This window comes from Dactylosporangium maewongense (assembly GCF_039531485.1).
GTDB lineage: Bacteria > Actinomycetota > Actinomycetes > Mycobacteriales > Micromonosporaceae > Dactylosporangium > Dactylosporangium maewongense.
Map to the genome: position 1 here is coordinate 153,258 of NZ_BAAAQD010000021.1, position 25,151 is coordinate 178,408.

At 71.6% G+C, this 25,151-nt stretch carries 27 protein-coding genes; 15 read left to right on the top strand and 12 right to left on the bottom strand.

Translation table 11 applies throughout. From position 1 onward, the window contains the following. Positions 1–86: 86 nt before the first annotated feature. The gene (locus ABD332_RS41395; protein ID WP_344509180.1) at positions 87–596 is read left to right on the top strand and encodes a hypothetical protein; all 510 of its coding nucleotides are present in this window, start codon (positions 87–89) and stop codon (positions 594–596) included. Positions 597–638: 42 nt separating this feature from the next. Here ABD332_RS41395 and ABD332_RS41400 read toward each other — a convergent pair whose 3' ends face one another. From ABD332_RS41400 to ABD332_RS41410, 3 genes are read right to left on the bottom strand one after another with little or no spacing between them, the layout of a single operon-like run. Beyond that, entirely contained in the window at positions 639–2,267 is a 1,629-nt protein-coding gene (locus ABD332_RS41400; protein ID WP_344509182.1) for a fumarate hydratase, read from the bottom strand. A gap of 13 nt (positions 2,268–2,280) precedes the next feature. Then, on the bottom strand, positions 2,281–2,589 hold the full coding sequence (locus tag ABD332_RS41405) for an AzlD domain-containing protein (protein ID WP_344509184.1): 309 nt from the start codon (positions 2,587–2,589) through the stop codon (positions 2,281–2,283). Next, positions 2,586–3,266, bottom strand: coding sequence for an AzlC family ABC transporter permease (locus ABD332_RS41410; protein ID WP_344509186.1), 681 nt, complete (start codon positions 3,264–3,266; stop codon positions 2,586–2,588). The genes ABD332_RS41405 and ABD332_RS41410 overlap by 4 nt, the downstream gene beginning before the upstream one ends. Before the next feature lie 89 nt (positions 3,267–3,355). Between ABD332_RS41410 and ABD332_RS41415 the strand changes: the two genes are divergently transcribed. Next, positions 3,356–3,907 (top strand): helix-turn-helix domain-containing protein, encoded by a 552-nt coding sequence (locus ABD332_RS41415; protein WP_344509188.1) that lies wholly within the window; start codon positions 3,356–3,358, stop codon positions 3,905–3,907. On the opposite strand, the gene ABD332_RS41420 is transcribed toward ABD332_RS41415, so the two are convergent. Beyond that, on the bottom strand, positions 3,904–5,229 hold the full coding sequence (locus ABD332_RS41420; RefSeq protein ID WP_344509190.1) for an outer membrane protein assembly factor BamB family protein: 1,326 nt from the start codon (positions 5,227–5,229) through the stop codon (positions 3,904–3,906). The two genes, ABD332_RS41415 and ABD332_RS41420, sit on opposite strands and share 4 nt — an antisense overlap. 262 nt (positions 5,230–5,491) lie before the next feature. Here ABD332_RS41420 and ABD332_RS41425 point away from each other — a divergent pair, with 262 nt between their 5' ends. Continuing rightward, positions 5,492–5,857, top strand: coding sequence for a hypothetical protein (locus ABD332_RS41425; RefSeq protein ID WP_344509192.1), 366 nt, complete (start codon positions 5,492–5,494; stop codon positions 5,855–5,857). A 124-nt stretch (positions 5,858–5,981) separates the two neighbouring features. Here the strand turns inward: ABD332_RS41425 and ABD332_RS41430 are convergent, their stop codons facing one another. After that, on the bottom strand, positions 5,982–7,265 hold the full coding sequence (locus ABD332_RS41430) for an esterase-like activity of phytase family protein (RefSeq protein WP_344509194.1): 1,284 nt from the start codon (positions 7,263–7,265) through the stop codon (positions 5,982–5,984). 359 nt (positions 7,266–7,624) lie between these two features. Between ABD332_RS41430 and ABD332_RS41435 the strand changes: the two genes are divergently transcribed. From ABD332_RS41435 to ABD332_RS41445, 3 genes are read left to right on the top strand one after another with little or no spacing between them, the layout of a single operon-like run. After that, positions 7,625–10,522, top strand: a complete 2,898-nt coding sequence (locus ABD332_RS41435; RefSeq protein ID WP_344509196.1) for an AfsR/SARP family transcriptional regulator — start codon at positions 7,625–7,627, stop codon at positions 10,520–10,522. 30 nt (positions 10,523–10,552) lie between these two features. Continuing rightward, entirely contained in the window at positions 10,553–11,935 is a 1,383-nt protein-coding gene (locus tag ABD332_RS41440; RefSeq protein ID WP_344509198.1) for a class II fumarate hydratase, read from the top strand. Between the two features lie 20 nt (positions 11,936–11,955). Further along, on the top strand, positions 11,956–12,885 hold the full coding sequence (locus ABD332_RS41445) for a hypothetical protein (RefSeq protein ID WP_344509200.1): 930 nt from the start codon (positions 11,956–11,958) through the stop codon (positions 12,883–12,885). Here the strand turns inward: ABD332_RS41445 and ABD332_RS41450 are convergent. Both ABD332_RS41450 and ABD332_RS41455 read right to left on the bottom strand, forming a co-directional pair. Continuing rightward, a complete protein-coding gene (locus ABD332_RS41450) occupies positions 12,842–13,129 on the bottom strand; it encodes a hypothetical protein (protein ID WP_344509202.1) in 288 nt (95 codons plus the stop codon). The genes ABD332_RS41445 and ABD332_RS41450 overlap by 44 nt on opposite strands. Next, positions 13,126–13,809, bottom strand: coding sequence for a CHAT domain-containing protein (locus ABD332_RS41455; protein ID WP_344509204.1), 684 nt, complete (start codon positions 13,807–13,809; stop codon positions 13,126–13,128). Before ABD332_RS41455 ends, ABD332_RS41450 begins: the two co-directional genes overlap by 4 nt. A gap of 68 nt (positions 13,810–13,877) precedes the next feature. Between ABD332_RS41455 and ABD332_RS41460 the strand changes: the two genes are divergently transcribed. The 4 genes from ABD332_RS41460 to ABD332_RS41475 all read left to right on the top strand — a co-directional run bounded on the left by ABD332_RS41460 (position 13,878) and on the right by ABD332_RS41475 (position 16,204). Then, entirely contained in the window at positions 13,878–14,921 is a 1,044-nt protein-coding gene (locus ABD332_RS41460; RefSeq protein ID WP_344509206.1) for a hypothetical protein, read from the top strand. Beyond that, positions 14,918–15,442: a GNAT family N-acetyltransferase gene (locus ABD332_RS41465; RefSeq protein ID WP_344509207.1), complete on the top strand. Its 525-nt coding sequence runs from the start codon at positions 14,918–14,920 to the stop codon at positions 15,440–15,442. The genes ABD332_RS41460 and ABD332_RS41465 overlap by 4 nt, the downstream gene beginning before the upstream one ends. Before the next feature lie 61 nt (positions 15,443–15,503). Further along, complete coding sequence (locus ABD332_RS41470) at positions 15,504–15,875, top strand: type II toxin-antitoxin system RelE/ParE family toxin (protein ID WP_344509209.1); 372 nt, start codon at positions 15,504–15,506, stop codon at positions 15,873–15,875. Beyond that, entirely contained in the window at positions 15,872–16,204 is a 333-nt protein-coding gene (locus ABD332_RS41475) for a helix-turn-helix domain-containing protein (protein WP_344509211.1), read from the top strand. The genes ABD332_RS41470 and ABD332_RS41475 overlap by 4 nt, the downstream gene beginning before the upstream one ends. 366 nt (positions 16,205–16,570) lie before the next feature. Here ABD332_RS41475 and ABD332_RS41480 read toward each other — a convergent pair whose 3' ends face one another. Further along, positions 16,571–17,203, bottom strand: a complete 633-nt coding sequence (locus ABD332_RS41480) for an IclR family transcriptional regulator (RefSeq protein ID WP_344509213.1) — start codon at positions 17,201–17,203, stop codon at positions 16,571–16,573. A 57-nt stretch (positions 17,204–17,260) separates the two neighbouring features. Here ABD332_RS41480 and cysS point away from each other — a divergent pair, with 57 nt between their 5' ends. Genes cysS through ABD332_RS41495 form a run of 3 tightly spaced genes read left to right on the top strand, consistent with a single transcriptional unit; the run spans position 17,261 to position 20,365 of the window. After that, positions 17,261–18,667, top strand: coding sequence for a cysteine--tRNA ligase (gene cysS / locus ABD332_RS41485; protein WP_344509215.1), 1,407 nt, complete (start codon positions 17,261–17,263; stop codon positions 18,665–18,667). Positions 18,668–18,672: 5 nt separating this feature from the next. Next, entirely contained in the window at positions 18,673–19,767 is a 1,095-nt protein-coding gene (rlmB, locus tag ABD332_RS41490; RefSeq protein WP_344509217.1) for a 23S rRNA (guanosine(2251)-2'-O)-methyltransferase RlmB, read from the top strand. 43 nt (positions 19,768–19,810) lie between these two features. Next, complete coding sequence (locus ABD332_RS41495) at positions 19,811–20,365, top strand: Uma2 family endonuclease (protein WP_344509219.1); 555 nt, start codon at positions 19,811–19,813, stop codon at positions 20,363–20,365. A gap of 13 nt (positions 20,366–20,378) precedes the next feature. Here ABD332_RS41495 and ABD332_RS41500 read toward each other — a convergent pair whose 3' ends face one another. Beyond that, a complete protein-coding gene (locus tag ABD332_RS41500) occupies positions 20,379–20,882 on the bottom strand; it encodes a DUF2199 domain-containing protein (protein ID WP_344509221.1) in 504 nt (167 codons plus the stop codon). A gap of 38 nt (positions 20,883–20,920) precedes the next feature. Between ABD332_RS41500 and ABD332_RS41505 the strand changes: the two genes are divergently transcribed. Next, positions 20,921–21,742 carry a HEAT repeat domain-containing protein gene (locus ABD332_RS41505; RefSeq protein ID WP_344509223.1) on the top strand — a complete coding sequence of 274 codons (822 nt, stop codon included), beginning with the start codon at positions 20,921–20,923 and terminating at the stop codon, positions 21,740–21,742. Here the strand turns inward: ABD332_RS41505 and ABD332_RS41510 are convergent. Next, complete coding sequence (locus ABD332_RS41510; protein ID WP_344509225.1) at positions 21,737–22,270, bottom strand: RNA polymerase sigma factor; 534 nt, start codon at positions 22,268–22,270, stop codon at positions 21,737–21,739. The two genes, ABD332_RS41505 and ABD332_RS41510, sit on opposite strands and share 6 nt — an antisense overlap. A gap of 29 nt (positions 22,271–22,299) precedes the next feature. Here ABD332_RS41510 and ABD332_RS41515 point away from each other — a divergent pair, with 29 nt between their 5' ends. Continuing rightward, a complete protein-coding gene (locus tag ABD332_RS41515; protein ID WP_344509227.1) occupies positions 22,300–23,631 on the top strand; it encodes a serine/threonine-protein kinase in 1,332 nt (443 codons plus the stop codon). Here ABD332_RS41515 and ABD332_RS41520 read toward each other — a convergent pair. Beyond that, positions 23,622–24,245 (bottom strand): hypothetical protein, encoded by a 624-nt coding sequence (locus ABD332_RS41520; protein ID WP_344509229.1) that lies wholly within the window; start codon positions 24,243–24,245, stop codon positions 23,622–23,624. The two genes, ABD332_RS41515 and ABD332_RS41520, sit on opposite strands and share 10 nt — an antisense overlap. 215 nt (positions 24,246–24,460) lie before the next feature. Next, positions 24,461–25,069: a hypothetical protein gene (locus tag ABD332_RS41525; protein WP_344509231.1), complete on the bottom strand. Its 609-nt coding sequence runs from the start codon at positions 25,067–25,069 to the stop codon at positions 24,461–24,463. Between the last annotated feature and the right edge of the window lie 82 nt (positions 25,070–25,151).

Below are 25,151 nucleotides of genomic sequence, written 5' to 3' on the forward strand. Positions count from 1 at the left end.
GTGACTTCGGCGAAGCGTCGTTGCCGGTGCTGTCGGCGCCAACGCGCGGGACAGTGGCGCTGCTCCTGAATCGCTACGCTCACGCCGTGACCGACACGCAGGAGCTCACGGCTGTGGATGCCCCGCCTCGCCAGTCTTATCGCTGGCTGAGTGTGACGAGTGCGGCGTTCGCCCTGGCTGTCGTCCTTGGCGGAACAGATCTGGTGGCCGGGGCGTCGGCGTCGGACTGGCGGTTCCTTGTCATCCTTGCCTTGGCGGTGGCATTTCTGTCATTCGCGTTGGTCGGTGCCGGCCTGCTGTCCAGCGGCGCCAACCAGCCGGCGATCGCGGGTATCGGTGTCGCGGCGCTGGGCATCGCGCTTCTCGTCTCGTGGTTGGTGCCGGACGGCCTTCCCGGTCCTGCACTTCCCGGTTCTGTGCAGATCAGGACCAGCAACGAATCGATATGCGGCGAGATCACGTCCAGCGATCACGAGTTCGTCGCAATCGACGAGCGCATAGGCGACGAACCTAACGGCCAACGGGCGAGGATCTTTGCACGGAGACTCATACCGGTCGCCGCCATCGAATCCATCACCGGCGTGAGTCGCTGCTGACGCCGGTCAGGGGCGCCCATAGGACGCCCCTGAGCCGGACGGCTAGCGGCGGCCGACGGTGAGGACGGGCTTGGTGACTTCGGCGAAGAAGTCGTTGCCCTTGTCGTCGACGACGATGAAGGCGGGGAAGTCGACGACGTCGATCTTCCAGACGGCCTCCATGCCGAGCTCCGGGTATTCGAGGACCTCGACGTGCTTGATGCAGTCCTGGGCCAGGCGGGCGGCGGGGCCGCCGATGGAGCCGAGGTAGAAGCCGCCGTATGTGTTGCAGGCCTCGGTGACCTGCTTGGAGCGGTTGCCCTTGGCGAGCATGACGAGGGAGCCGCCGGCGGCCTGGAACTTCGACACGTAGGCGTCCATGCGGCCGGCCGTCGTGGGGCCGAACGAGCCCGACGCGTAGCCCTCGGGGGTCTTGGCCGGGCCGGCGTAGTAGACGGCGTGGTCGCGGAGGTAGGCGGGCATCGGCTCGCCGGCGTCCAGGCGTTCGGCGATCTTGGCGTGGGCGATGTCGCGGGCCACGACCAGGGGGCCGGTCAGGGACAGGCGGGTCTTCACCGGCAGGGCCGACAGCTGCGCGCGGATCTCCGACATCGGGCGGGTCAGGTCGACCGCGACCACGTCGTCGTCCAGGTGCTCGTCGGTCACGTCGGGCAGGAAGCGGGCCGGGTCGCGCTCCAGCTGCTCCAGCCAGACCCCGGACTCGTTGATCTTCCCGACGGCCTGGCGGTCGGCGGAGCAGGAGACGGCGATCGCGACGGGGCAGGAGGCGCCGTGTCGCGGGAGGCGGACGACGCGGACGTCGTGGCAGAAGTACCGGCCGCCGAACTGCGCGCCGATGCCGAACTCCCGCGTCAGCTGCAGCACCTCGGCCTCAAGCTCCAGGTCGCGGAAGCCGTGGCCGGTCGGTGAGCCCGACGTGGGCAGCGTGTCGAGGTACTTCGCGGAGGCGAGCTTGGCGGTCTTCAGGGCGTGCTCGCCGGAGGTGCCGCCGATGACCACGGCCAGGTGGTACGGCGGGCAGGCGGCGGTGCCGATCAGGCGGAGCTTCTCCTCCAGGAACTGCATCATCCGGGTGGGGTTGAGCAGGGCCTTCGTCTCCTGGTAGAGGTAGCTCTTGTTGGCCGAGCCGCCGCCCTTCGCCATGAAGAGGAACTTGTAGGCGTCGTCGCCCTCGGCGTACAGCTCGATCTGCGCGGGCAGGTTGGAGCCGGTGTTCTTCTCATCCCACATGGTCAGCGGGGCGAGCTGCGAGTAGCGCAGGTTGAGGCGGGTGTACGCGTCGAAGACGCCACGGGCGATCGCCGCCTCGTCGTCGCCGTCGGTGAGGACGAAGCGGCCGCGCTTGCCCATGACGATCGCGGTGCCCGTGTCCTGGCACATGGGCAGGACGCCGCCGGCGGCGATGTTGGCGTTGCGGAGCAGGTCGAGCGCGACGAACCGGTCGTTGGGGGAGGCCAGCGGGTCGTCGATGATCGAGCGGAGCTGGGCGAGGTGCGCGGGGCGCAGGAAGTGCGCGATGTCGTGCATCGCCTCGTCGGTGAGGAGCGTCAGCGCCTCGGGGGAGACGGTGAGGAACCGCCCGTCGCGCCCGATCCCGTCGCTGGTGACCAGCCGGTATTCGGTGGTGTCGGGTCCGAGCGGCAGCAGCGGCGAGAACGCGAACTCAGGCATGCCTCGACTGTAGTTACTGGATTCCGGCCAGTCTGAGCAGGGCGGCGGTGAGTGCGGCGGCCACCACGACGACCACGAACGGCAGCTTCCGCCACGCGAGCACGGCGCCGACCACGACGCCGGCCGGCCGGGCGACGCCGACGAAGTCGGTGCCGTCGAGCAGCGCGGCGGTGCCGATGAGCGCGGCGAGCAGCGCGACCGCGGCCAGGGTCAGGTAGCGCTTGACGGCGTCGGAGACCGACAGCCGGCTGCGCAGGACGGGCCCGGCGAAGCGCAGCGCGTACGTGCCGGCGGCCAGGACGATGATCGCGATCCAGCTCATGACGGCCGCCGCTTGGAACCGGGCACGGGCAGCGCGAACGCGAGTCCGAGCAGCGCCAGCAGCACGGGCAACCCGGCCGGCAGCAGCGGCGTGGTGGCGAGCGCGATCGCGGCACCGGCGACTGCCACTCGTACCGACGCGGAATCCTTCAACGAGGGCAGCGTCAGCGCCAGGAGTGCGGCCGGGAACGCCGCGTCGATGCCGTAGCGGTTCGGGTCGCCGAGGGCGCTGCCGGCGATCGCGCCGACGGTCGAGGCGATGTTCCACGTGACGAACAACGCGACACCGGTCAGCCAGTACGCGCGGCGGCGCTGCGCCGGGTCGTCCTGCGCCAGGGCGAACGCGACCGACTCGTCGGTCAGGATGTGGCTGCCGACGATGCGCCGCCACCGGCTCGCGCCGAGCGTCTCGTTGCCGATCGCCAGGCCGAACGGCAGGTGCCGGGCGTTGAGCAGCAGGCCGGCCAGGACGATCGCGAGCGCGGTGCCGCCGGCGGAGACGAGCCCGACCGCGAGGAACTGCGCGCCGCCCGCGTAGACGAACGCCGACATGACCACGATCTGGCTGAGCGGCAGGCCGGCGGCGGTGGCGATCGCGCCGAACGAGAGGCCGACCACGACGGCCGCGGCACACAGCGCGCTGACGTCGCGGACGATGGGATCCCGTGTTCGTATCATCGAACGCATAGTTCGATATGCTGGACTGGTCGCAATCGTTCGTCAAGCCGAATGATTCGTTCGCTACGCCGAACGCATGGAGGTCGCACATGGGCGCGCCGTTGGAGTTCATCGCCGCCGCGCTGCGCCGCGAGCGCGACCGGGAGAAGCTGTCGCTGAGCGAGGTCGCGAAGCGGGCCGGCATCGCCAAGTCGACCCTCCACCAGCTGGAGTCCGGGGCCGGCAACCCCAACATCGAGACCCTGTGGGCCCTGGCGGTGGCGCTCAACGTGCCGTTCAGCCGCCTGGTCGAGCCGCCCGCGCCGACCGCCCCGCGGGTGATCCGCGCCGGCGAGGGCCCCTCCATCCAGGCCGAGCAGGCCGACTTCGGCGGCGCGCTGCTCGCCACCTGCCCGCCGGGCGCGAAGCGCGACATCTACCTGATGAACGTCGGCATGGGCGGCCCCCGCAAGGCCGACGCGCACCTGCTGGGCACCGTCGAGCACGTGGTCCTGATGAGCGGCCGCCTCCGGGTCGGCCCTTCCGATGCGACCGTCGACCTGTCACCGCACGACTACTGCTCGTTCCCCGGCGACGTGCCGCATCTCTACGAGGCGCTCGAACCCGGCACGTCGTTCACGCTCGTGATGGAGCACCGCTAGCTGTACGGCAGGAACCCCAGATTCCGTCCACGGGAGACGATCAGCCCGTCCGGTCCGACGCCGAGGACGTCAGAGCTCGTCTTCGCGTCGAGCCTGAGGGTGCCATTGTCCGGCTTGTACGCCTTGAGCGTCCCCGAGTCCCGGATCAGCACCGCGTAGCGGGTGATCGCCACGTCCGCCTTCTCGCCGATCTCCTGCTTCCACGCGGTCTTCCCCGTGGTCAGGTTGATCACCTGGAGGGTCTTCTTGTCGGCGCCGCGGATCAGCCCGTACTGGCTGTCGGCCGCGACCAGCGTGTCCCCGAGCGCGCCCACGAACAGCTCCCGCCCGTCGCGCGGCGACAGGAACACCTCCCGGTTGTCCCCGCGGGTCGCCGCGATCACCGAGTCCGCCCCCGCCGGGTCCCTGCGCTGCTCGCACCCCGCCCCGGACGACGTCCGCAGGTCGTAGCCGTCCTTGCGCCAGACCGTCTTGCCCGTCGCGGCGTCCCGCGCCTCCAGGCTGTAGCGGCAGTTGCCGTCCTTCGGCTGCGCGGTCGAGACGAGGACCCTCCCACCGACGACTACGATCCGACTGGTGTTCGTCGGTTCTTCGGTACGCAGCCGCTTCCCGCTGAGCGTGTCGATCACCTGCACCCGCTGGTCGATCGGGAAGCCCAGCATGGCCGGAATGGCGTTCGGGCTCGCCTCGACGGCGTTGTCGTACGTGTCGGAGAGCAGCCTGGTCCCGAGCAGGTCCGTGTTCACGCCCGCGAGCACCCGCCCGATCCCGGGCAGCGTCAGCTTCCAGATCTGCGCCCCGTCCTTGGGCGAGCGCGCCGTGAGGGTGCAGTCGGTCAACCCACCGCAGGCCAGCGCCAGCACCGAGTCCCGGTAGGTCCACGCCCCGACCGCGTCGCCGTCCTTCCACTTGACGGACCCGTTCGCGGGGTCGACGGCCTCAAGCCCCTTCCCGCGCCGCCCGACGACGACCACCTGACCGGCCCCGTCCCCGGCGACGGCGGCCCAGTCGGCCTCCTTGTCCCACAGCTTCGTCCCGCTGCGCAGCCCCCGGGCCTCGATCGTCCCCCGCATCTGCACGACCACGGCGTCCCCGGCGATCACGGCCGCCGACGGCTGCCCCCCGACCCGGTCCGTCCACAACGTCTCAGGCTCCGACAGCTTCCCGCCACTGGAGGCGACCTTCTCCCACCAGCCCGTGAAGTCCATCGACATCTTGGGCAGCGGATTCCACCCGGTGACCAAAATCCCCGTGATGATGAGCGCCAGCACCCCGATCGCACCGAGCGCCGTCTCAAAGTTCCGGACCGCTCCCCTAGCCACCCGCCCACCGTAACGGCGCCGGATCGTACTGCGGTGGATCGCCCGATAAGCCCGTGTCGCGGATATTTCATCCTCAGGGGTTGAAGGCTGGCGAGCGGCAACTCGTGAGTCGCGGCAGCGGGGCGGTAGAGCTACCCGGACGTATACGCGCCGTATAAGCTTGGCGGGTGGGTTACGACTGGCTCCCCGGTCTCGACGATCGTCGCGGCACGACCCATGACACCCCTTGAGATCGCCCAACTCGAGACGTGGGAGCTGGACCATGAGTGACGACATCGACCTGCAGCGGATCGCCGAGGATGAGCGCATCGCCCGCGAGCTCGCGTCCGGCGACCTGCGACTCACCTACGACGGCACCGCGGAAGTCCCGGACCTGCCGCCACCCGGCGCGCCGGTCAACGTGATCCGGCCGCTGCGCATCCCCCATGACCTCGACGTGCAGGTGCGGGAGCTCGCCGAGCAGCGCGGTGTGACGATCTCGGTCATGCTGCGGGAACTGATCGTCGCCGGCCTGCAGGATGTCACCGCCCGGCAGTCCGATCCGCTCGCCGAGCTTCGCCATCTGGGTGCTGCCGTTCAGCGGGTCGCGGACACGCTCGCCTTACGGGAACAGCGCGACGCTGCCTGACCCCTGGTGGGCAGTGGCGGTGGAGAGCGCGAGGCAGGAATCAGGCGTGGTTGCCGCTGCGGAGCGGCCGTTTGCTTGGCGTTGAACGAGTGACGGGCCGCCTCCGGGGAGGCGGCCCGTCGGGCTAGACCAGCGGGTGGGCGAGGCGGACCGTGGCCAGGGTGGTCTTGATGCCGCTGTCGATGAGGCGGCCCGACGCGTCGAAGGCGGCTGGGCCGTCGGTCATGCCGAAGTCGTTGTCGTTGATGAGGGCGATCGTCCACGGGTTCAGGACGGCGACGCCCTCGATCTTCTTCTGGGTGCCGGGGACGGTGTTCAGGTCGATGACGAGGGTCTTCGGGACGAGGGTCACCGCGGAGGCGTCCTGCTCCAGGGACGGCGTGGTGGCCGGGTTGTCGTAGGGGCCGCCGAGGAGGTTGGTGGCCTTGCGCAGGTCGGCGCGGTAGAGGCGGGCGGCCTGGTCGGTGCGCTCCTGGACGAGGACGGTGTTGGGGCCGAGGCCGACGATGGAGGAGATCTTCAGCTCGGCGGGGTTGGTCTGGCCGGGGTCGACGACCGAGACGGGGGCGAACTGGTAGGCGTACTCGCCGACGACCTTGCCGGAGCGGGGGGAGAAGCGCAGCAGGCGGGTGTTCAGCGACGCCTCGCCGGCGGCCTTGGTCGGGACGAGGAGGGGGCTCTGCAGGCCGATGACCAGGTCGCCGCCGGGGAGGACGCCGAGGCCCTCGAAGCCGCGGTTGACCTTGCGGGAGGCGTAGATGGCGGGGAAGGCCTCGATCACCGGGTAGTCGGTGCCGGTCAGGCCCAGGCCCGACGGGACGTAGCGGGCGAGGACGCGGCCGCGGGACGACACGTGGACCAGCGAGGGGCTGTACTCGTCGACGAGCCAGAAGGTGCCGTCGTTGGCGCGGACGATGCCTTCCGTGTCCAGGCCGTTGGGGTTGATCGACAGCGGGGTGCCGGCGTTGTACGTGTAGGGCTGCTCGTCGTGCGGCAGCTGGTTCGGCAGGCCGGTGACGGGCTTGCCGGACGAGGTCGTGATCGGGATGGTCTGCACGACCTTCAGGACAGAACCAGCAGCGCGGACGCGGACGATCGTCGGGTTGAAGTCGGGGGTCGGGAAGGTCCGGCGCTTCTCGGTGCCGACCGTGATCTGGCCGTTGGGGCCGCGGTCGGTGATCGTCCAGTACTCGCCGGGGCGGCCGGCCGGGAAGATGTCGCTGCCGATGCCGCCGAGGTTGACGCCGCGGTCGTCGGCGACGCCGAGGGTGCTGAGCGGGATCGAGGGCAGGGTGGCCGTCGCGGTGACCCGGGCGGCGCCGCCGTGAGCGGACGCGGGGGTCGCCGACAGCAGCAGGGCCGGGACGGCGACGGCGGCGGTCACGGCCGCGCGCAGCAGGAATGGCATAGCTCGACACGATGGGCGAGCCGGCCGAAGGTGGTGTGGCCGGAGGGTGAACGGGGGCCGCACACGACGTTGGGCGCGGCCCCAGAATGCGAATTCGCGCCGAAATGTCCCCGTTCGTCCAGAGCAACCCCGCAGAGGGCTTGAGTAGCCCGAATCCGGTTTATGAGCAAACCGCCTGCAAGACCTGGACGCATTCCGGCACACGCATGTCGTTCCACGAAAAAGACTCCACGGCGCTGCTCTTTCGCCGCTCTCATTTGACTACCATCGGGCAATACCGCGTGCAGCTTCGAGGGGAGGCAGGCGCCGCACAGAGGGTGGTTATGCGCAATTCGACCAAGTTTTCGATCTTGGGGCCGGTGCAGATCCGCACGCCGGGCTCGGAGATCACGGTTGCGGCGCCCCGTGAGCGGATCCTCCTGGCGCTGCTGTTGCTGCGCGAAGGGCAGCTGGTGCCGTTCCAGCAGGTCATCTCGGCCCTGTGGGACACCAGCCCGCCGACCACCGCGCGGGCCCAGGTGCACAGCTGCGTCTCCCGGCTCCGCCAGCTGCTGCGCCGCGCCGGGCTGCCCGAGGAGCTCGTCATCACCGAGCCTTCCGGGTACCGCATCAAGGTCGGCGCCGACGAGCTGGACGCCGTCGTCTTCGCCGCCCGGGTCGAGCGCGGCCGGGCCGCGGCGGCCGACGGCGACCTGGCCGCGGCCCGCGACGAGCTGCGCGCCGCCCTCGCCCTGTGGCGCGGCCGGCCGCTCGCCGACGTCGACTCCGACGCGGTCCGCGCCTCCGCGGCGCACCTGGAGGAGCAGTGGACCGCCGCCCTGTCGCTCTGCCTGGACCTGGAGCTGCGGCTCGGCGCGGCGGAGGAGATCCTCGCCGAGGTCGCCGACCTGGTCGAGCGGTTCCCGCACCACGAGCAGTTCCGCGGGCACCTGATGACGGCGCTCGCCCGCACGGGGCGGCGGGCCGACGCGCTCGCCGTGTTCCGCCGGGGGCGGGCGATGCTCGCCGAGGAGCTCGGCATCGAGCCGGGCGCCGAGCTCGTCGAGCTGCACCGCAGGATCCTCAACGGCGACGTGACGCTGCTGCTCGCGCCGTCCGAGCCGGCCGACGAGGGGCGCCGCGCCGCCCGCTGCCTGCCGCGCGACATCGCGGACTTCGCCGGGCGGGCCGACGCGTTCGCCGAGATCGTGGCCGCGCTCAGCGACGAGCGGCATGCCGTGCTCGCGATCGACGGGATGGCCGGCACCGGCAAGACCACGCTCGCCGTCCGCGCCGCGCACGCGGTGTCGCCCGGGTTCCCCGACGGGCAGCTCTACCTCGACCTGCGCGGGCACAGCGACCGGGCGCCGCTGGACCCGGGGGAGGCGCTCGGCGCGTTGTTGCGGCAGTTGGGGGTACCGCCGGAACGGATCCCAGCCGTCTCGGACGAGCGCGCGGTGCTCTGGCGGACCGAGCTGGCCGACCGCAGGGTGCTCGTGCTGCTCGACAACGCCCTGGACTCCGCGCAGGTGCTGCCGCTGCTGCCCGGCACGGCGCTCACGGGGGTGCTCATCACCAGCCGACGCCGGCTCGGCGGGCTCGACGGCGCCCGGCCCGTGTCGCTGGACGTGCTGCCGCTCGACGAGGCGGTGGAGCTGCTGCAGCGCACCGTCGGCGCCCGCGCCGTCGCCGACCCGGCGTGCACCGTCGAGGTGGTGGAGCTGTGCGGGCGCCTGCCGCTGGCGGTGCGCCTCGCGGGCGCGCGGCTGCAGCACCGGCCGAGCTGGACGATCGCCGACCTGGCCCGCCGGCTGCGCGGCGCCGACCGGCGGCTGCCCGAGCTGGCCGTCGACGGGCGGACCGTGGCGGCGGCGTTCGCGCTGTCGTTCCAGCAGCTGCCCGTACACCTGCAGCAGTTCTTCGCGGTGCTCGGCGTGCACCCGGCGGGTGACTTCGAGCCGGCCGTCGCCGCCGCCATGGCGCAACTGCCCGTGGCGGACGCCGAGGAGCTGCTGGAGGACCTCGTCGACGTCCACCTGGTCGAGGCGCCCGAGGCCGGCCGGTACCGGCTGCACGACCTCCTGCGGGACTACGCGGCCCAGCTCGTGGCCGACGCGGACGCCGTCGTCGACCGGATGCTCGATCATTATCTGTACAGCGTGGCCGCCGCGAACGCGTTCCTGGAACTGGCCGACACGCGCGTCGCCCTGCGGCTGGACACACCGCCGCCGGCCGCGCGGGTGTTCACCGGGATCGCCGAGGCGCGCGGGTGGATGGAGCGCGAGCTGCCCAACGTCCTCAGCGCCGCGCGCCTCGCCTCCGACCTCGGCCGGCACCGGCAGATCTGCCTGATGACCCGCGCGGTGTCGCCGTTCCTGTTCGGCTTCGGCTACGGCGAGGCGCAGCTCGACCTGTACGAGCGGGCGATCGCGGCCGCGCGGACCCTGCCCAGCGCGGAGCTGGAGGCGGAGGCCCAGAACTACCTCGCCGGCGTGTACTTCCGGATGGGCCGGATGGCGAACGCCCTCTCGACGCTGCGGCTCGTGACCGCCATCGCCGAGCGCGAAGGCATCCCCCGGCTCATGGGCACCGCGCTGACCAACATGGCGATGCTGCACAGCCGGCTCGGCCAGTACGCCGCCGCCATCGCCGCCGCGGAGGCCGCCGCAGCGCTGCACCTGGACGAGGCCCCGGCGCACCTCCAGTTCAAGATCAATAGCACGATCGGCATCGCGCACACCCAGGCCGGCAACTACGACCAGGCCCTGCAGGCCAACCGGCGCGGCCTCGCCGCCGCGCGCACGCTCGGCGGGATGCGCGCCGTCGGCATCATGATGGGCGAGCTCGGCCTCAACCACCTGCACCTCGGCCACCTCACCGTCGCGCCCGCCCTGCTGCGGCGCGCGCTGACGCTGAAGCAGCACTCGGTCAACCAGTTCGGCTCCGCGGAGACCCTCAGCAAGCTCGGCACCGCGCACCGCCTGCAGGGCCACCTCGCCGACGCCCTCGCCTGCCAGCGCGCCGCGCGGTCGCTGATGGACCAGGTCGCCGACGTCTCCGGGCAGTGCCTCACCGCCAACGACCTCGCCCTCACGCTGCGCGCCCTCGACATGCACGACGAGGCCCGGCAGCTCAACGAGGAGGCGCTCGCCAAGTCCGTGCGCATCGGCGACCGGTACGAGCAGGCCCGCGCCCTGGCCGGCCTCGGCCGCCACGAGCAGGCGGTCGCGCTCTTCGAGGAGCTCGGCGTCAGTGATCTGGGCGCGCTCTACCGTTGACGGCGGTCGCCGCGGGGCACTGTAGAACGTATGGAATTCCGCGTGGAGCACGACACCATGGGCGAGGTCCGCGTCCCCGCCGACGCGCTGTGGCGGGCGCAGACGCAGCGCGCCGTCGAAAACTTCCCGATCTCCGGCGGCCGGCTGGAGTCCTCCCACATCAAGGCACTGGCGCAGATCAAGGGCGCGGCCGCCACGGTGAACGCCTCGCTGGGCGTCCTGCCCGAAGGGCTCGCGCAGGCGATCGTGGCCGCGGCGGCGGACGTGGCGAGCGGCGTGCACGACGACCAGTTCCCGATCGACGTGTTCCAGACGGGGTCGGGCACGTCGTCGAACATGAACGCCAATGAGGTCATCGCGACGCTGGCGTCCCGGTTGCTGGGCTCGCCGGTACACCCGAATGACCACGTGAATGCGTCGCAGTCGTCCAACGACGTATTTCCCACCTCCATTCACATCGCCGCCGCGTCGGCTCTGACATCCGAATTGGTGCCGGCTCTCTCCGTGCTTTCTGACGCCTTGTCGGATAAATCGGACTCGTTTGCGTCTGTGGTCAAGGCGGGGCGGACACATCTCATGGATGCGACGCCGGTGACGCTCGGGCAGGAATTCTCCGGATACGCCGCTCAGGTCCGGTATGGCATCGATCGAATTCAGTCCGTCCTGCCGCGCGTCTGCGAGCTGCCCCTCGGTGGCACGGCGGTGGGGACGGGCATCAACACCCCGCCGTCGTTCTCCGCCGCGGTGATCGCCGCCCTGGCCGGGACGACCGGTCTGCCGCTCACCGAGGCCCGCAACCACTTCGAGGCCCAGGGCGCCCGCGACGCCCTCGTCGAGGCCTCCGGCCAGTTGCGGACCATCGCCGTCGGCCTGTACAAGATCGCCAACGACATCCGGTGGATGGGCTCCGGCCCGCGCGCCGGCCTGCGCGAGCTGCGCCTGCCCGACCTCCAGCCCGGCTCGTCGATCATGCCCGGCAAGGTCAACCCCGTCGTCCCCGAGGCGGTCCGCCAGGTCGTCGCCCAGGTCATCGGCAACGACGCCGCCGTCGCGTTCGCCGGCTCCCAGGGCGACTTCGAGCTCAACGTCATGCTCCCGGTGATCGCCCGCAACCTCCTGGAGTCCATCCGCCTGCTCGCCAACGCCGCCCGCCTCTTCGCCGCCCGCTGCGTCGACGGCCTGGAGGCCAACGAGGAGGTCCTGCACTCGTACGCCGCCGGCTCCCCGTCGATCGTCACGCCCCTGAACCGCTACCTCGGCTACGACGAGGCCGCCGCCATCGCCAAGGAGGCCCTCGCCACCGGTCACACCATCCGCGACGTCGTCATCTCCCGCGGCCACCTCGACAAGGGCACCCTCACCCAGGCCCAGCTCGACGAGGCCCTCGACCTGCTGTCGATGACGCACCCCTGACGCGGACTTAGGCTGCACGGATGCCGAGCCTCACCGCCGCCGTGCAGCGGGCCGACAGTCCGGTGGGGCGGTGGATGCGGGCCACGTTCCCGCACCTGGCGCCGCTGCAGCAGGCCGTCCGGGAAGCGGCCGACGAACTGGCGGTCACCCCGTCGGCGGCGGTCGCCCTCGGTACGCAGGGCGGGGCGATCGACTGGTGGATCCGCCTGCTGGTCGACCCGCGGGTGTCCCTCGAACTGCCGATCCGGGGACTGTGGGACCGCCGGGCGGCGTTCGACGGGGCGGGCCGGGAGCTGCTGGAGGTGCTCTGCCCGCGCCGCCCCACCGTGCTCGAGGCCGGCCTGCACGAAGGCCGGCCGGACGAGTGGTGGGCGCGGACCTGCTACGCGCTGGCGCTGCTGGTCGAGCGGTTCCGCAACCCGATGGCCACCGGCTCGCGGCTGTTCACCCTCCCCGCCGGCAGCAGGGCGGACGACCTGCTCGCCCTCGCCAACGACGACGAGGTGGCCGACCTGATCGCGATGCGCGACCTCGCCCGAACGCGGCTGCTGCCGTGCCTGGCGGCCGGGACCGTGCACAGTGGACCGACGTTCGACGGCAGCGAGCTGCTCGCGGCGGACGCCGATCTCATCGTCGCGGGGCTCCTCATCGACATCAAGTCGGGCTCCGGCGGCCGGCCGCGCCTGGACGGCACCAGGTCACCGGCGCTCGCCGCCACCGACGTGTACCAGCTGCTCGGCTACGCCCTGATGGACTTCAGCGACCGGTACGCGCTGCGCGGCGCCGGCATCTACGCGGCCCGGTTCGGCTGCCTCGTACAGTGGCCGCTCACCGAACTGATCCAGCAGGCGACCGGCCGGTCCGGCCGCGGCCTCCTCGACCTCCGGCGGGAGTTCGAGGACCTGGTCAGATCCGGCGGCGGACCCAGCGGCCGAGCAGGGCGCAGGTGACCAGGAAGAGGAGGAGGAACGTGCAGGAGCGCCACATGTCCGCGGTGGTGTTGTTCCCCGTGTACGCCTTCACGCCGTAGAGGAAGTAGCCGGCGTCGGCGAGCAGGGTGCCGAAGAGGACCTTGGTGTCGGTGCGCGGGCCGCGCCTGGCGGGCGGGGCGCCGTGGTTGATGTGGATGTCGCCGCTCTGGGTGGCGTACAGGTCGCCGTTGTTGACCGAGTTGTTCTGGCCGCCGTTACTCACAGGTGCTCCTTCGCGTTGGGGCGCGACACCAGCTGCGGGATGGTGTGGCTGGCCGGGTCGTGCATGCCGAGCACGGCGACCGCCTGGTCGAACGCCTGCGGGACCGGGCGGCCGAAGCCCAGCGCGGAGTAGAACGACGCGGCGAAGATGGTGGCGACCTCGTCGGTGACGGACGCGTTCATGCCGACGACGTGGTCGACGTGCCGGCCGATCTCGGCGGCCTGCGCGGCGGAGTGGCAGGCGTTGAGCACGACGACCCGGATCTGCTCGCCGGCGGTCCGGAACAGCTCCCCGATCCGCGCCGCGGACACCCGCCGGTCGGTGCCGTCGCCCGCGGACAGGTACACCTCGCCGGCGCGGTTGCCGTGCCCGCTGAAGTGCACGATCTGCGGGTTGTGCTGGTTCAGGTACTGCAGCAGGTCCAACGGCCGGACCGCCCAGCACGTGATCAGCTCGAACACGTCCCGGTCGTGCGCGAGCCGCAGCCGCTCGGTGACCTGCCGCGCCTCCTCGTCGATCGCGAGCCGCTCGGTGCTGCCGGGGTTGGCGGCCAGCATCAGCACCCGGATCTTCCGCTCCGGCACCGGCGTCGACCGCCCCGTGACGGTGATGTCGCCACCCTGCGTCACGTACATGTCGCCGCTGTGCACGGTGTTGGTCTGCGGCCCGTACTCCTGCATGCCTCCTCCTGACGGACAGGCAGGCCGGAGGGGTTCCGCTCCGGGCGGGCAGGGATCAGGATGCAGCGATGGGGATGCGTTGGCGGAGCGTGATCGGCGGGCTCAGCGGGCTCGCCGCGGCGGTGATCTGGGCCGTGTGCCTGGCGATCTACCAGCCGTACATGGAGCCGTCTCCGGCGGCCGAGTTCGTCGGCAACAACACGTACTGGCCGCGGGACATCCGGCAGCTCGCGATCCTGCTCGCGTTCGGCGGGGTGGTCCTCATCTTCCGTGCCGACCTGCGGGCCGTCCTCGCCGCCGCCGTGGGGGCCGTGATCTGGGTCGGGGCCGACCTGGCGCTCGACCGGGCCGGCGTCAGCGGTGGCGTGGCGGCCGTCTGGCTGGCCGCCGGTGGCGCCGTGGCGTTCGCCGGGATGGTGTTCGCCGCCCGTACGGTGGCGACCCCCGAACCCGGACCGGCGCACTTCCTGACGACGGTCTTCGCGGTGGCCGCCGCGGTCACCGTGCTGATCACGACGCCGTGGGACGAGCCGGTCACCGACGCCGCCGACGTCCGCGTCGAGAACGGCCTCTCCCTGCTGAAAATCGTCCTCATCGTGATGCTCGCGGCCGTCACGATGGGGCTCCTGCCGCTGGACCGTCTCCTGTGGGCGTTGCCGTTCGCCGCGCTGGCCGCGCTCGCCGCGTGGCCGGCCACCGCCGCGTACGGCTGGCTCGGCGCCCTCGGCCTGGTCCTCCTGCCGTCGGCCGCCGCGGCCGCGGTCACCGCCACCGGCGACGTGCCCCCGCTGCGCCTCCTCGCCATCACGGGCGCCTGCGCGTTGGCGCTGATTCCGGCGTACCTGCTGCTGTACTTCATCGGCTCCGCGGTCGGCGCGGCGATGACGTCCCTGGCCGGCAACCCCGCCATCGACTCCGCCGACACCGACCTCTCCCTCGCCACGGTGGCCCTGCTGCTCGGCCTGCTGTTCGCCACGATCAGCCGCGCCTTCCTCGCCTCAGCGCCGCCTTCGCCTTCTTCTTCGCCTTCTTCTTCGCCTTCTTCTTCGCCTGCGGATTCGGCTGCGGACTCGGCTGCGGACTCGTTTTCGGCTCCGGATGAGGCTCGATGAGCGCCATCCGCCTCCGCCCGGTGACCGAATCGGACCTGGCGATGTTCCACCGGTTCGCCACCGAGCCGGGCCTCATCGGCCTGGACTGGTCCGGCTACCGCGACCCGCACGCGGCCGACCGGCGCTTCGCCCAGGACGGCTACCTCGGCCCCGACTCGGGCCGCCTCATGGTGGAGGCCGACCCGGACGGCGTAGCGGCGGGCTTCGTCAGCTACGTCGCCGGCAAGTACAGCGGCCCTATCGGCTACTGGGAGATCGGCATCGCCCTCCTCCCGCAATGGCGAGGCCGCGGCCTGGGCTGGCGCGCCCAGGCCATGCTGTGCGACCACCTCTTCGCCCACTCCCCGGTCCAGCGCATCCAGGCCGGCACCCACCCGGAGAACATCGCCGAACAGAAATCCCTGGAGAAGGCCGGCTTCACTCTGGACGGCATCGTCCGAGCCTGCGAGTTCCGCGCCGGCCGCTGGCACGACGGCTACCTCTACAGCCGCCTCCGCACCGACCCCGCCCCGCCGCTGTGAACCACCTGATTCACGCACCTGACTCGGCACATGCGGCATAAGCCGGGCTTATACTGTCGGCATGTGGGAGGTCAGGCTTCACCCAGAGGTCGAGGCATGGTTTCTGGAGCTCTGCCAGGCCGACCCAGGCACCGCCGATCTCGTCGCCGAGGCCGTCGACGTGCTCACCGAGCAGGGGCCAGCGCTCGGTCGCCCGCTGGTGGACCGGTTGAAGGGCAGCATCTATCACAACATGAAAGAGCTACGGCCCGGCTCAACCGGCACAACCGAGGTTCGGATGATCTTCGCGTTCGATCCGGCACGTGAAGCGATCTTCCTGATCGCCGGCGACAAGTCAGGCCGATGGCAGACTTGGTACAGCAAGGCGATCCCGCTGGCCGACGAGCGGTTCACCGAGCATCTTGCGGCGCTGAAAGAGGAGAACGGGTTATGACCGAAGCCGCGAACTGGCGCGACGTCAAAGCGAAGGCTCGTGCCGCCGACCCGACGTGGGACAGCGCCGAACGCGTCGCTCGTCGCCGCGAGATGCGTGAGCAGATGCTTGCCTCGGTCAGTGGCGCGCAGCTCGCCGAGATCCGCCAGCAACTCGGCATGACGCAAGTACAGCTCGCCGAGGCGGCTGGCCTGACCCAGGCACGGATCAGCCAGATCGAGAACGGCGATGCCGTGGGGCTGGAGACGCTGCGTGCCTACGTGACCGGGCTCGGCGGCCACCTCGACATCGTGGCCCGCATCGGCAACATTCAACTCCACGTGGCTTGAACTGGCCGGCGAGCGCCACGATCCAAGACGGCTTCTGAACGACCGCCGGCCGACTATGTGCCGTACGGCGACCGCAGGCCATACGTCGTTGCGGACAGCCTGACCGAGCTGCGTGGTCCGACGAGCGGCACGGTCGTGCTGCCCCGCCACCTGGATTGGTCAGGCAGCGCCGATCACAACCTGGACCGGCCGGCCCGGCTCGCCTCGATGTATCGAACGGTGCTGGTCGAGGCTGCCACGGAGGACGATCTGCGGGCCTGGCTCGACGGTGTGTTGCTGGTCGGGCTCTGGCGGGCGATGTGGCTGCCCGCTCGGCTTCGCGGTCTCTGGGAGAACCGGTTTCCAGAGCTGGCCCGGTGCGTGGGGTCAGCGCAGGGCGGAGGCGACCGTGGTGGCGGCGGTGGTGACAAGGGTGGGGACTGAGGTCGGGTCGAGGGCGGTCAGGGCGACCACCCCCACGCTCGCCTCCAGGCCCTCGACGCCGGCGACGGCTGCGGCCACGCCGTAGGCGCCGGGCTGGAGTTCGCCGACCGTCGTGATGGCGGTGTAGTCGCCGCGGCGGCCGGCGAGGATGGCTTTGCCGGCGGCGCCCACGTCCAGGGCGTGGCGGGAGCCGGTCCGGTAGGCGACGTGGAACTGGGTCCAGCTCGGCTCCACCACTGCCAGGGCGTAGGCCTCGCCGCCGTCGGCGATGGTCAGGTGGGCGGTGGCGCCGACAGTCTCGGCCAGGCGGCGTAAGGCCGGCAGGGCGGCGTCGGCGACGAGAGGCTGGGCGCGGCGGGCGAGCTGGAGGACGCCGGCGCCCAGGCGGAGGCGGCCGGAGCGGTCGCGGCGGACCATGCCGTGCTCGGAGAGGGTGGCGACCAGGCGGTACACGACGGCGCGGCCGACGCCGAGGAGGGCTGCGGCCTCCGTCATCGTCAGGCCGCCGGGCGTCTCCGCGACCACGTGCAGCAGACGCAGGCCACGGTCGAGGGTCTGGGCGGTCTCGGTAGCCACAGGCTCAGGTTAGTGCTGGTGCGGGTTTGGAGCGGTCCGACCGTTACTCTTGCATCCGTGACCCTACGCCTGTATGACACCGCGACCCGATCGGTCCGGGACTTCGTCCCGATGACGCCCGGGCAGGTCGGTATCTACCTGTGTGGGCTCACCGTGCAGGGCGGGCCGCACATCGGCCACCTGCGCTCCGGGGTGAACTACGACGTGCTGCGGCGCTGGTTCCTGCGCTCGGGGTACAACGTCACGTTCATTCGCAACATCACCGACATCGACGACAAGGTCCTGGTCAAGGCGGAGGAGCAGGGCAAGCCGTTCTGGGCCGTCGCGTATGCCAACGAGCGGCTGCTCTCGGCGACCTACCTGAAGCTCGGCGTGCTGCCCCCGACCTACGAGCCGCGGGCGACCGGGCACATCACCGAGATGCACGAGCTGATCCAGCTGCTCATCGACCGCGGTCACGCGTACCCGGCGACGGACGGCAGCGGCGACGTGTATTTCGACGTGCGCTCGCACGCCGAGTATGGCGCGCTGTCCGGGCAGCGGCCCGACGACATGGAGCCCGCCACGGACGGGCCGGAGCGGGCGAAGAAGGACCCGCGGGACTTCGCGCTGTGGAAGGGCACCAAGCCCGAGGAGCCGGCCGAGGCCAACTGGCCGTCGCCGTGGGGGACCGGCCGGCCGGGCTGGCACATCGAGTGCTCGGCCATGTGCTGGCGGTACCTCGGCATCGAGTTCGACATCCACGGCGGCGGGCTGGACCTGAAGTTCCCCCACCACGAGAACGAGGTCGCCCAGTCGCACGCCGCCGGGCACCCGTTCGCCCGGTACTGGGTGCATCACGCGCTGCTGAACCTCGGCGGGTCGAAGATGGCCAAGTCGCTCGGCAACGTGATCAACCTCGAAGCGCTGGTCGAGGCCGGCCTGCGCCCGGTCGAGGTGCGGTACTACCTGCTGGCGCCGCACTACCGGTCGGTGATCGACTACTCGCAGGAGGCGCTCGAGGAGGCCGCCGCCGCGTTCCGCCGGGTCGAGAACTTCGTGACCCGCGCGGTGGAGCTGGTCGGCCCCGGCGAACTGTCGGAACTGCCCGACGCGTTCGTCGAGGCGATGGACGACGACCTGAACACGTCGCGCGCGCTCGCCGTCCTTCACGATGTCGTACGGGACGCGAACACCGCTCTGGCGGCCGGCGACCCGGCGGCCGTGTCGGCGGCCCTCGCCACGGTGCGGGGCATGCTGGACGTGCTCGGGCTCGACCCGCTGGACGCCCAGTGGAGCGACACGCAGGCCGGGGACCTGACGCGGGTGGTCGACGCGCTGGTGGCGCTCGCACTGGAGCAGCGCACCGCGGCCCGCGGCCGCAAGGACTGGGCCGCCGCCGACGCGGTGCGGGACCAGTTGAAGCACGCCGGTATCGCGGTGGAGGACACCCCGGCCGGTCCACGATGGACGTTGGAGAGCTGAGAACAATGCCAGGCAATTCTGAACGCCGCGGCAAGCGGGTCGTCTCGAAGAAGGGCGCCGTCAAGGGCTCCGGTGGGAAGAACCGGCAGTCCCTGACGGGCCGCGGTCGCACCCTGCCCGCGGACGAGCGCCCCTGGCACAAGGGGTACAGCGGCGACGAGGAGCTTCCCCAGAAGACCGCCCGCAAGCAGGCCAACGAGCTGCGCGCGGCGGCCGCCCAGGGCCGGGCCCCGAAGATCGGCCAGCCCGGCACGAAGCGCACCGCCGGCAAGGGGCCGTTCGGTGCCTCGAAGCCGACCTCGGCAGGGGCACGGTCCACGCCGCGCGTCTCGCCCGGGCGGAAGTCGTCGCAGCCGAAGGACGGGCCGGAGCTGCTCGTCGGCCGCAACCCGGTCGTCGAGGCCCTGCGCACCCACGTGCCGGCCACCGCGCTGTACGTCGCCCTCGGCATCGACATGGACGAGCGCGTCAAGGAGGCGGTCCGCACCGCCGCCGAGCGCGGTATCGCGATCCTCGAGGTCACCCGCGCCGAGCTCGACCGGATGACCGGTGGCGTGCTGCACCAGGGCCTCGGCCTGCAGGTGCCGCCGTTCGCGTACGAGCCGTTCGACGACCTGCTCGCCGCCGCCAAGGAGCACACGGCGCCGCTGCTGATCGCCCTCGACGGCATCACCGACCCCCGCAACCTCGGCGCGATCATCCGCTCCGCCGCGGCGTTCGGCGCCCAGGGCGTGTTCCTCACCGAGCGCCGGTCGGCGGCGATCACGGCCACCGCGTGGCGCACCAGCGCCGGCGCCGCCGCCAGGGTCAAGGTCTCCCAGGTGACGAACCTGACCAGGTCCCTGAAGGCCTGTCAGGACGAGGGCTTCATGGTCGCCGGCCTCGACGCCGACGGCGCCACCTCCCTGTACGACCTGGAGGCCGCCGTCGGCCCGCTGGTCGTGGTGGTCGGCTCGGAGGGCCGCGGCCTGTCCCGCCTCGTGGGCCAGACCTGCGACCTGAAGGTCTCCATTCCCATGATCTCCGACATCGAGTCGCTGAACGCGTCGGTAGCCGCCGCGGTCACCCTCGCCGAGGTCAACCGCCGCCGCACCCAGTAGCGCCACTTACGCTGGACGAGGAAGGTCAGGAGGTGCGGCTGAGATGAGTGTGGCGACGGCGGATCACGTAGGGCCGTGGACCGAAGACGACTATTTCGCGCTGGGCGAGACCACCAACCGGATCGAGCTGTTCGACGGGAGCTTGCTTGTGAGCCCGGCACCGAGCAAGCGGCACCAGCAGCTGTCCCTGCTGCTGGCGTATGAGCTGCACCGCGCGGCGAAGCCGCGCGGTCTGCTGGTCTTCGAAGCCGTCAACGTCCGCCTGCACGCTGGGCGGATCGTCATTCCGGACCTCGTCGTCGCCGACACCGACAACGAGGGCGCCGTCATCGAGGCCGGCGAGGTGGCGCTCGTCGGTGAGATCGTCTCCCCGGGCAACGCCGGCAACGACCGGGTGCTGAAGATGCAGCTGTACGCCGCCGCCCGCATTGGCTGGTATCTGCTGGTCGAGCCGGAATCGTCGCACTCGGTCAGCCTGCGCCTGCTGCGCTTGGACGGCGGGCACTACGTCGAGCACGCGGTCGCCAAGCACGGCGAAACCCTGATCGCCGAGGAGCCGTTCGGATTCCAGCTCGACACCGTCGAGCTGGGCTCCTGACGATCTACAAGCGTCACGGGTGCAGGAGCCGCTCGGCGAACTCCTGCACCCGGTCGCGCGTGATGCCGTCGCGCTGCTCGACGGCGAGGGGGTGGTCGGTCGCCTCGAGCTCGACCCGCGGGCGGCTGCCGACCGGCTGGGTGTGCACGTGGGTCTTCAGGCTCAGCGTCGTCGGCTCGTACACGGGGATCTCGGTGGACAGCCAGCCGAAGTACGGCGGCTCCTGCTCCCGACCCGGCGTCGTCCACAGCTCCAGCGACCGCTCGAAGTTGGCCCTGCTGAGCGACACCCAGACGCCCCAGTCGAAGTCGGTGTCGGCGTCGAGCACGGGGATGACGATGCGGGCCCGGACGAAGAAGTGCTCGGCCTGGATGATGCACAGCTCGTCCTCGAGCGTGCTGCTCTCGTCGCCGGCGTAGTCGTCGCTCCACACCTGCGGGGCGACCGCCCCGTAGGAGAACGGCATCCCGCCGTGGCGTTGGCCGCAGCCCCGGCACACGAACCCCTGCTCACTCATCGAGCGACCCTACAGCGCCGGGCGCTAATGTTCGCGCCATGGCCGACATGCAGGCGGCGTTGGCGGATGTACTGGCGAGCATCGATGACATCACCGTCAGGCTCCGGCCGGGTGCCGTCCAGGAACTCGCGGCCAGCGGGGACCGCAGCCTCGTCCCGCGGGTGCAGGCGGCGCTGGAGCGTTGTCTGGACGACGAGGACCACGAAGGGGTCGAGCTTCTCGCCGGGATCCTGGCCGGAATCCGCGGCACGCGGGCGTTTCCGCTGCTGCTGCGGGCGGTCGCGCGGCCGGTAAAGCACGAGTGGGAGGGGCTCCAGGCGACCCTCGCGGGGCTCATGGCGGCCGACCCGGCGGGGTGCCGGCCGGCGGTGCTGGCGTTCGCCGCCGAGCGGCACCGCGACCTGCGGTGTGCGGGACTGTGGGCCCTCGGCCATGTGGTCACGCCCGCAGACGTCGAGCTCCTCGAAGCGGCCCTTCGCGACGCCGACCGGCGGGTGCGGGGGACGGCCCTCGGCGCGCTGTCCGAGCTGCACGGCGACGAGCGCGTGGTGCCGGCGATGGTCGGCATGCTGCGGGACCCGGAGCTGGGCCTGCGCAGCGGCGCGCTGATGAGCCTCGGGTACTACGGCGACCTCGCGGCGCTGGACAGCATGGTCGCGCTCCGGACGGACCCGTCGGTGCTGGTCCGCGAGGTGCTGAGCGTTGCCGTCGCGCAGCTGCTCGCCCCCACCTGGCGACCGTCTACGAAGGCCGCCACCGCCGCTCAGGCGGAGACGGCGCGGGCGGCCCTGCGCGAGCTGCTCGGCGACGAGAACCGCAGCGTGCGCGGCTGTGCGGAGCGGGCGCTGGCCCGCTTATGAAAGCGACGCCCGCACGTGGCGGCGCGCGTCGTGGATCCGGGACTTGATGGTGCCGACCGGAATGTCGAGGTGGGCGGCGATCTCCTCGTACGACAGCTGACACAGATCACGGAGCACCAGCGGGCCGACCAGCTCGGACCGGTGCGCCTCCAGCTGCTCGAGGGCGTCCAGCAGATCCAGCCGGGACCCGGCGATGACGCTCGTCGTGCGGGGGTCGGCGGTGTCGAGGGGCAGCTGCGGGGTCGACTGCTCGCTCGCCCGGCGCTTCAGGCTGCGGTACGTCTGCCGGGCGCAGTTCGCGGTCACCACGTACAGCCACGTGGAGAAGCGGGAACGGGCGTCGAACGTGGTGATTTTCATCGCCACCTGGAGCAGCGCGTCCTGGCACGCCTCCTCGGCGTCCTGGCGGCAGGGCAGGATGCGCTGGCACTGGCGCATGACCTGCGGGGCGACGCCGGCCAGCAGCGCGTCACGCGCGGCCGTGTCGCCGGTCGCGGCGCGCGCCGCGAGCTGTTCGATGTCGGTCAACGAAGCCCTCCATGGCCGATAATTGCGGCGTGCCAGTGCCTGACAATATCGGTCGATACCGCGTGCTGCGGCGCATCGGGTCCGGGGCGTTCGCCACCGTGTGGCTCGGGGCCGACGACGCGCTCGACGCATCCGTGGCGATCAAAGTGCTGGCGGACAACTGGACGTACCACTCGGACCTGCGGGCGCGGTTCGAGGAGGAGGGGCGGATCATGCGGCGGGCCGACTCGCCGCTGCTGGTCCGGGTCCTCGACGTCGGCGAGCTACCGGACGGCCGCCCGTATCTCGTGATGCCGTTCGCCGCCGGCGGCACCCTCGCCGACCGGCTCGCCGGCGGGCCGCTGCCGGTCGAGGAGGCGCTGCTGGTCGCGGCCGACATCGCCGACGCCGTGGCGGAGCTGCACGCGGCCGGGGTGCTGCACCGTGACCTGAAGCCGTCCAATGTGCTGTTCCAGCCCGCGCCCGGCCGGGACCGGGTCCTGGTCGCGGACCTCGGCCTGGCCAAGGCCCTTGCGACCGCATCCGGTTTCACGATCGCCGCCGGTACGCCGGGCTACGCGGCACCCGAGCAGGCGCGGCTCGGCGGCGGGCTGGACGTGCGGGCCGACGTCTACGGGGTCGGCGCGACGCTGTTCCACATGCTCACCGGCCGACCGCCCACCGCGGGCGAGAGGATCGCCGGAAAGAGTCCGGTCAACGACATCGTGCGCCGGGCGCTGCACCCCGATCCGCGCAAGCGTTTCGCGTCGGCGGCCGAGCTCTCCGCTGAGCTGCGGTCGGCCGTCGACTCGATCGGGCGGACCACCCGGCGGCACAAGGTGTGGCGGTCGGTGACGCTGGTTGCCGCCGTGGCAGCTGTACTGGCGGGCAGCGCGGGCTCCGCTGCCGCGGGCGGGCCGCCGCCGGGCTGGGTGCGGGTCCACGACGCCGACGGCGTGCTGTCGATCGCGGTGCCGCCGGCCTGGGCGGGCCAGCTGCGCGACGCGGGCTGGGACCCGGCGGTGCTCGGGCTGCGCGGCGGCCGCGCCCCGGGTCTCGTGGTGACGACCGACGTCGTCGCCTGGGCGGACCCGGCGAGCGCGCTGCCAGGCGTCTTCGCGGGCGCCTTCACCACCAGCGGCCCGGCACCCACGCTGCCCGAGCACGCCGCCCCCTGCGTCCGGCAGCCGGACCGCACCGTGGCCGTCGCCGGCGGACAGGCGCAGGTCCGGCGCTGGACGTCCTGCGCCGGACCTGTCTCCTACAGCGAGGTGCTGCTCTCCGCCCGTGGCTACGGGGTGTACGTGCAGGTCAGGCAGGTGGGCGCCGCGGACCGTACCGACGAGGTCCTGGCCGGCCTGCGGCTGTCCGCCTACTCGTAGCAGTTCTGGTTGCCCAGCTGGAGGGTCAGCTCGTCGACCTTGTCGTTGTACACCGTGATCCGGTAGGAGGCCTTGTCGTTGCCGGGCACCTTCACGTATCCGCGGCCGTTGCCGTTGGCGCCGTCGACGATCGTCCAGTTGGGGTAGATGCGGCGCATCTCGTCGCCGGACATGCCGATGTGGACGCCTTCCTTCGTCCGCAGCGTGCTCCAGGCGTCGATGGCGGTCAGCCCCAGCGTCGGCGAGAACATGACCCAGCCGCCCTTCGGGGCGCCCCGCACCTCTGTCGTGGTGCAGCCGGTGCCGGTCTCGAACGGGGCCACCACCCCGGTCGCGAGCGCCTGCTCCCTGGTCATGCCGAGCCGGAGCGCGCCGTACCCCTGCGGGCCGAGCACCAGCGTCGTGGTGGTGGCGCTGGTCTTCGTGGCGGCCGGCGTCGACGAAGGGGCCTGAGTGGTGGGCGAGGCGGCGGGCGACGTGGTGGGCGAAGCGCTGAGCGTCGGGGCGCCGGCCGGGGCGGCGTCGCCGCTGCGGTGCTCGGGCGACGGGGCGCAGGCGGTCAGCAGCAGCGCGGCGACGACGGCGGTGGCGGCGGTGAAGGTCTTGGTGCGCATGGGGAACTCCTTGGCTGGTTGTTGTGGTGTCGCAAGGTTCGATGCGCCCTCTGGCGGGTTTGTTCGCCGCATGCGGTGTCATGGATCCGTCACGGATCGACGCCGGGCGATCGGGGCGATGGCCGGACATGCGAAAAGTCCGGCGCGGGATCTCCTGCGCCGGACCTGTCTTCGTGCAGTGTATGGGTGCGGTGCCGCGAGCAGCGGCTGTGCGGTTACTCGTAGCAGTTCTGGTTCGCCAGCTGCAGGGTCACGTCCGCGACCTTGTTGTCGGCCGTCGCGATCCGGAAGACGGCCTTGTCGTTGCTGGGCACCTTGGCGAAGTGCCGGCCCTGGGTGAGGGTGCCGTCGACGATGGTCCAGTTCGAGTACAGGCCGCGCGCCTCGGTGACGGACATGCCGGCCCGCAGCCCTTCGGCCGTCAACAGCGTGGGCCACGCCTGGATCGCGGCGATGCCCCGGTCCGGGGACAGGAAGACCCTGCCCTGGCCCGCCGGTCGGCCCTTGATGAACGCCTGGGCGCAACCGGAGTCGTCGAACGCGGTCAGCAGCCCGGTGGCGACGGCCTGCTCCCGGGTCATGCCGAGCCGGAGCGCGCCGTACCCCTGCGGGCCGAGCACCAGCGTCGTGCTGGTGGCGCTGGTCTTCGTGGCGGCCGGCGCGGCCTCCGAGGTGGTGGCCGACGTCGGCGCGGCGGGGGCGGACGAGGTGGGGGTGGTAGCACCGGCCGGGGCGGCGGCGCCGTCCTTGCGCTCGGGCGACGTGCTGCAGGCGGTCAGCAGGAGGGCGGCGGCGACGATCGCGGTGATGGCCTTGGTACGCATGATGGGCTCCCTGAACGGTTGTTGTTTCGGTGTCGCAGGGTTCGATGCGCCCCTCGGGGAGTTTGTTCGCCGGATCGAAGTC